The sequence below is a fragment of the Polaromonas sp. genome (assembly GCF_030682935.1).
Lineage (GTDB): Bacteria > Pseudomonadota > Gammaproteobacteria > Burkholderiales > Burkholderiaceae_C > Polaromonas.
Genome location: NZ_JAUXNA010000058.1, coordinates 21923 through 27978 on the forward strand (window position 1 = coordinate 21923; position 6056 = coordinate 27978).

The following is a 6056-nucleotide window of genomic DNA, read 5'->3' on the forward strand; positions in this document are numbered from 1 at the left end:
TGCCCCGGTTTTCGGCCTTTAAAACCTGAAAGGAAATGAAATGTCTGAAGTAATGGATTACAAGAGCCGTCTGAGTGACCCGGCCAGCCGCAAATTTGAGACCTTCTCTTACCTGCCTGCCATGACCAAGGATGAAATCCGCAAGCAAGTGGCTTACATCGTGAGCAAGGGATTGAACCCGGCTGTTGAGCACACTGAGCCGCAATACTTGATGGACTCCTACTGGTACATGTGGAAATTGCCTATGTTCGGCGAAACTGATGTGGACAAAATCCTCGCTGAATGCGATGCCTGCCACAAGTCGAACCCCGGTAATCATGTGCGTTTGATTGGCTACAACAACTTCACGCAATCGCAAGATGCGTCGATGGTGATTTACCGCGGTAAAACTGTCTAAACGGCAGTTCAAACCAGGCTCCGGCGTGATCCATGCCGGGGCCACACCTCAAGGTGTGCTTGCCTTTACAGGCGCCTTGAGGTGTGGTACGGCCCGCTGGCCACCCTTGCACAAACACCGTCAAGTTCCCGGCATTTTTCGAGTGGAGACTTTCATGAGCGACATCATCGACCCCTACCGCGTCACACTGCAGCCCTACTACCGCCCCGTGGCGGATGAGGTGGAGCTGTTCGAGGCCGCCTATTCAGTGCGCATGCCCATGATGCTCAAGGGTCCCACCGGCTGCGGCAAGACGCGCTTTGTGGAATACATGGCCTGGAAGCTGCAAAAGCCGCTGATCACCGTGGCCTGCAATGAGGACATGACCGCCTCTGACCTGGTGGGGCGCTTTTTGCTCGACGTCAACGGCACGCGCTGGCAGGACGGGCCTCTGGCCACGGCCGCACGCCATGGCGCTATTTGTTACCTCGATGAAGTGGTCGAGGCCCGCCAGGACACCACGGTGGTGATTCACCCGCTGACCGACAACCGCCGTATATTGCCGCTGGAGAAAAAAGGCGAGCTGATCAAGGCGCACCCTGATTTCCAGGTGGTCATTTCCTACAACCCGGGCTACCAGAGCCTGATGAAGGACTTGAAGCAGTCCACCAAGCAGCGCTTTGGCGCGCTTGATTTCAGCTACCCCGCGCACGACATCGAGACCGAAATCGTGGCCCATGAAACCGGTGTGTCGGCCGAGGTGGCCAGCAAGCTGGTGTCGATTGCCGAGCGCGCCCGCAACCTGAAGGGCCACGGCCTGGACGAGGGTATCTCGACCCGCATGCTGATTTACGCGGGCAGCCTGATTGCCCGGGGTGTGGCGGCGCAGGCGGCCTGCCGCGTGGCGCTGGTGCGTCCCATTACCGACGACCCCGACATGCGCGACGCCCTGGACGCGGCCGTCGCCACCTTCTTCTGATCACGCGGTTCACCGCATAGCACACGGAGGACGCCATGTCCGTCCATCTTGACGATTATCAGGAGTGGCTCGACGAACTCGAGCCCGAATCACGCGCGCTGCTGGTGCAGACCTGGCCAGATGCCACCCGCGTGTTCTCGGCCCGCGGGCTGGACAGCTATGTCAAGGGCGCATCGGCGCTGCGCGGGCTGGGCAAGGGTGCAAGCCTGGTCAATGCCTGGATCGATGCGGCGCCGCAGGTCGCCAAAGAGGTGGGCGAGGACGTGGTGGCCGAGTTGGTCACCTCGGCCCTGATGCTGGCCTCCAAGACCTCGGGCGCGGTCATCGAGCTGGTGCTGGCGACCTCGCCAACGGCAGCCACCCGGCTGGCCGATGGCACGCTGTTTCTTCAATACCTGCAGGTGGTCAGCGCCCTGGTCAACCAGGCGCCACGTGGCCTGCGCCCGATGCTCGACAAGCTTGATGTGTTGCTGGGCCAGCTCACGCTCGGTGGTCTGCGCCGCTGGGTCAACTGGGGCGCGCACGCACACCGCACCAATTACGAAGAGCAGGTCAAGTACTTCGGCCTGAACTCCAAAGAGTCGCTGGCGATCCTGCAAAAAGAGCGCAAGGGCACCTTGCTGGTGGATGTGCAGCGGCGCATCAACATGTACCTGCGTGCCCTGTGGGGCCGCGACTTTTTCATGCGCCCGACCTCGGGCGACTTCGAGTCGCGCGAGGGCTACAAGCCCTATATTGAAGACTATCTGATTCACCTGCCCGATGCCTTTGATGCGGTGGACGGACCGCAAGGCACGGTCAGCGCCACCGAGCTGTACCGGGCTACCGCAGCCCATGCAGCTGCGCACCTGGTCTATACCCGACAGCCGATCCCGGCTGAGGCACTGAACCCCTGGCAGATGGCACTGATTGGGGTGATCGAGGATGCGCGGGTGGAGGCGCTGGCCTGCGCCAAATTTCCCGGCTTGCGCCAGCTCTGGTGCAGCCTGCACCTTGCCTCGCCTTTTCAGGCGGCCACGGCGGGTGACTACCTCAGCCGCCTGGCCCGGGCGCTGCTGGACCCCGAACACCACGACGCCCATCCCTGGATTGCCGAGGGACGAGCCCTGTTTGCCCAGGCGCAACCAGGTTTGCTGGAGAGGCCCTTTGACAATACCGTGTCGTGGGACATCGGTGTGACGCTGGCGCACAGCTTCAAGGATGTCGGCCCGGCCTACCATCCGCGCACCGATGTGCAGAGTGCGCCCTACCGCGACGACAACCGTTACTTCTGGGCCTTTGAAGCGTTTGACTTCGGGCAGTCCATCGCCGCCGGTTACCAGGAGCCCCAGCAGGTGCGCAAGTACGTCAACCTCATGGAGCTGGCCAACGAGGTGGAGGTGGAGAACGCTGGCGACGACGCGCAGGAAATCTGGGTGCTGGGCACCGAGCTCTTCCCCTACGAAGACATGGGCGTGTCCTATAACGAGTCCGAAGGCAAAGAGCCGCTGGTGCTGCCCAGCCATTACGCCGAGTGGGATTACCTGATCCAGCTGGAGCGTCCGGCCTGGGTCACGGTGCAGGAGCGGCGTGCCAAAACCGGCGACCTGGCGCTGATTGACAGCATTGCTGCCGAGCACAAACGCGTCATCTCGCGCATGAAGTTTTTGCTCGATGCCATGCAGCCGCAAGGCGTGCAGCGCATCCGCAAGCTCGAAGACGGCGACGAAATTGACATCAACGCCGCGCTGGCCTCGCTGGTCGACATGCGCATGGGGCAGCAACCCGACCCGCGCATCATGATGCGCAGCGTGCGCAAGACCCGCGACATCGCGGTCATGGTGCTGCTCGATCTGTCGCATTCCACCAATGACCGCGTGGCCGGGCAGGCGCACACCGTGCTGGAACTCACGCGCCAGGCCTGCGTGCTGTTGGCTGATGCCATTGGCAAGGTGGGCGACCCGTTTGCCATTCACGGCTTTTGCTCCGACGGCCGACACGACGTGAACTACTGGCGTTTCAAGGACTTCGGGCAGCCTTATGACGACCTGGTCAAGGCGCGGCTGGCAGGCATGACCGGCCAGCTCTCGACCCGCATGGGCGCGGCCATCCGCCACGCCGCAGCCTCATTGAAAGCCCAGCGTTCGGCCAGGAAGTTGCTGCTCGTCATCACCGATGGCGAACCAGCCGACGTGGATGTTCGCGACCCGCAGTACCTGCGCCACGACACCAGGAAAGCGGTGGAAGAGGCCGGGCGCAGCGGCATCAGTACCTATTGCATGAGCCTGGATCCCCGCGCTGACCAGTATGTGTCGCGCATTTTTGGAGCGCAAAACTACATGGTGGTGGACAAGGTGGAGCGCCTGCCGGAAAGGCTGCCTTTGCTTTATGCCGGCTTGACGCGGTAAGCCCGTAAACCTGCGATCATCGACCCATCAACTTTTTATACAGAGCTTACGCATGCAAACTTATATCGGTCTGGACAATGAAGAAAATGGCGGGATGACCATGATAGGTCGAACCATCCGTGATGCCTGGCTATTCGACATCCTTCCAGAAAATGATACCTTTATTGGGCGCAGTGCCGCTGACTTTCAAGTGTTGCTGGATGCCGTTTCCAAAGCCTGGGAGCCGTATGGGAATTTGCCCAGCCGTCTTCCGACTGAGTTGGCCGAGCGGCATCACCGGATTTACGATGCTGCCATTCAAAAAGCCCGAACCCTGGGCTGGGATCCTGAACTCGGCGATGACGACTGACCGGATTGAGGCGGCACCGCGTGCCGTGCTCTTCACGCCCAGGAGTTGATCAAAGGGCCGCCCTGCTCAATCAGGAAGGCCTTGAACGACGTGGCGGCGGGGGAGAGCTTTTTGTGGCTCAGATGGGTGATGTACCAGTTGCCCATCATCGGCATGCCTTCAATGTCCACCAGCGCGATGTGGCCGCTGGCGAGTTCGTGGCGCACGGTGCGCATCGAGAAAAAGCTCAGGCCCATGCCTGCCATCACCGCTTGCTTGATGGTTTCATTGCTGGGCATTTCCATCACCACGTTTAAGAGCGTCTGGTGTTCGGTAAACAGCCGCTCCATGGCGGCACGGGTGCCTGAGCCTTGTTCGCGCACCACAAAGTGGTGTTCGCCGAGTGCTGAAAACGGCAAGTTCTTGCGGCGTACCAGGGGGTGATCGGGTGCCGCCACGATGCTCAGCGGGTTGGTGGCAAAGGCCGTGGCTTCGCAGTTCAGGTTGCCAGGAGAGCGGCCCATGACCACCAGGTCGGCCTCATTGCGGGCCATCATGCCCAGTATGTTTTCGCGGTTGTCGATGCGCAGCTGGATGTTGATGCCCGGAAACTGCTTGCCAAAGCGCACCAGCAGCATGGGGATGAAGTATTTGGCGGTGCTGACCACGGCCAGGTCGATGCGGCCTTTTTTCATGCCCACATGTTCGGCCATCAGGGCTTCCATGTCTTTGAGCTGGCCCAGGGCGGCGATGGCGTGAATCAGAAAGGCCTCGCCCGCGTTCGTCAGCTGGATGTTGCGGCCCAAGGGCTCGATCAGCGGCAGGCCAAACGCGTCTTCCAGCTGGCGGATCTGCATGGACACGGCCGGCTGGGTGACAAACAAGCGCTCGGCCGCCTTGGACACCGAGCGCTGGCGTGCCACTTCAATGAAGGTCTGCATCTGCTTGAGGGTGTAGGGTCGCATGGCCAAGTTCCAATCAATCAGTTTTTTATGATGATATTTTAATAAAACGTGATTAGAGTTTATGAGTTGAAGCCATTAAAGTAAATCCATTGTGACTTATATATGACACCATTGCGGCCAACCCGTTGAAAGAAGCCATGTCTGCAACCGCCCTTCAAGCCCTGATTTTTGATGTCGATGGCACATTGGCTGATACCGAGAGTGCGCACCGTGCTGCGTTCAACCAGGCTTTTGCCGAGGTCGGGCGCGACTGGTTCTGGGATGAGGCGCTGTACACCCAACTGCTTGAAGTTTCCGGCGGCAAGGAGCGTATCCTGCACTACTGGCGCCAGGTGCAGCCAGACCTCCAGGACATCAATGGCACCGGCGTGCGTGACACGGTGGAGCGCCTGCATGCGCTCAAGACCGCTGCCTACGAGCGGGCCGTCCAGTGCGGTGCGGTGCAACTGCGCCCCGGTGTACTGCGGCTGATCGAGTCTGCCAGCCAGGGCGGGCTGCAACTGGCGATTGCCACCACCACCTCGCCCGTCAACATCATCGCGCTGCTCCGCTCGGCCATCGGTCCGGACTGGCGGCAGTATTTCACGGTCATTGAGGATGCATCCACGGCGCCGAGCAAGAAGCCGCACCCGCAGGTCTACCTGCAAACCCTGCAGCGCCTGAACCTCCCCGCCACCGCTTGCCTGGCTTTTGAAGATTCGGCCAACGGCCTGAAGGCCGCTTGCGGGGCGAGCCTGGCGACCCTGATCACGCCCAACAGCTTCACGGCCCACCACGATTTCACGGGTGCGCTGCGTATCCTGCCCAATCTGCAAGGCACCACGGTGGCCCATTTGCGCGCCTGGCATGCCGAAGCGCCAGCGCCTCTTCCCCAGCCCACGAGACCGTCATGACCCAAACCCTCCGCATTGCCCCCTCCATCCTCTCGGCCGACTTTTCCCGTTTGGGCGAGGAGGTCCGCGCCATTGAGGCTGCCGGTGCCGACCTGGTGCACTTTGACGTGATGGACAACCACTACGTG

The 6056-nt window shown here is 61.0% G+C and carries 6 protein-coding genes and 1 pseudogene; 6 read left to right on the plus strand and 1 reads right to left on the minus strand.

The window, feature by feature from the left end:
* Positions 1-40 precede the first annotated feature (40 nt).
* From Q8K05_RS02165 to Q8K05_RS02180, 4 genes are all read left to right on the plus strand, one after another.
* Positions 41-397, plus strand: coding sequence for a ribulose bisphosphate carboxylase small subunit (locus Q8K05_RS02165; RefSeq protein WP_305244901.1), 357 nt, complete (start codon positions 41-43; stop codon positions 395-397).
* Between the two features lie 154 nt (positions 398-551).
* Positions 552-1355 (plus strand): CbbQ/NirQ/NorQ/GpvN family protein, encoded by an 804-nt coding sequence (locus tag Q8K05_RS02170; RefSeq protein WP_305244902.1) that lies wholly within the window; start codon positions 552-554, stop codon positions 1353-1355.
* 35 nt (positions 1356-1390) lie between these two features.
* Complete coding sequence (locus Q8K05_RS02175) at positions 1391-3742, plus strand: nitric oxide reductase activation protein NorD (RefSeq protein ID WP_305244903.1); 2352 nt, start codon at positions 1391-1393, stop codon at positions 3740-3742.
* 52 nt (positions 3743-3794) lie between these two features.
* On the plus strand, positions 3795-4091 hold the full coding sequence (locus Q8K05_RS02180) for a hypothetical protein (RefSeq protein WP_293469428.1): 297 nt from the start codon (positions 3795-3797) through the stop codon (positions 4089-4091).
* A gap of 32 nt (positions 4092-4123) precedes the next feature.
* Here Q8K05_RS02180 and Q8K05_RS02185 read toward each other — a convergent pair whose 3' ends face one another.
* Positions 4124-5035, minus strand: coding sequence for a LysR family transcriptional regulator (locus Q8K05_RS02185; RefSeq protein WP_305244904.1), 912 nt, complete (start codon positions 5033-5035; stop codon positions 4124-4126).
* A gap of 137 nt (positions 5036-5172) precedes the next feature.
* Here Q8K05_RS02185 and Q8K05_RS02190 point away from each other — a divergent pair, with 137 nt between their 5' ends.
* Positions 5173-5928, plus strand: coding sequence for an HAD-IA family hydrolase (locus Q8K05_RS02190; protein ID WP_305244905.1), 756 nt, complete (start codon positions 5173-5175; stop codon positions 5926-5928).
* A pseudogene (locus Q8K05_RS02195) lies at positions 5925-6056 on the plus strand (ribulose-phosphate 3-epimerase); the annotation flags it as partial. The gene Q8K05_RS02190 and the pseudogene Q8K05_RS02195, both read left to right, overlap by 4 nt.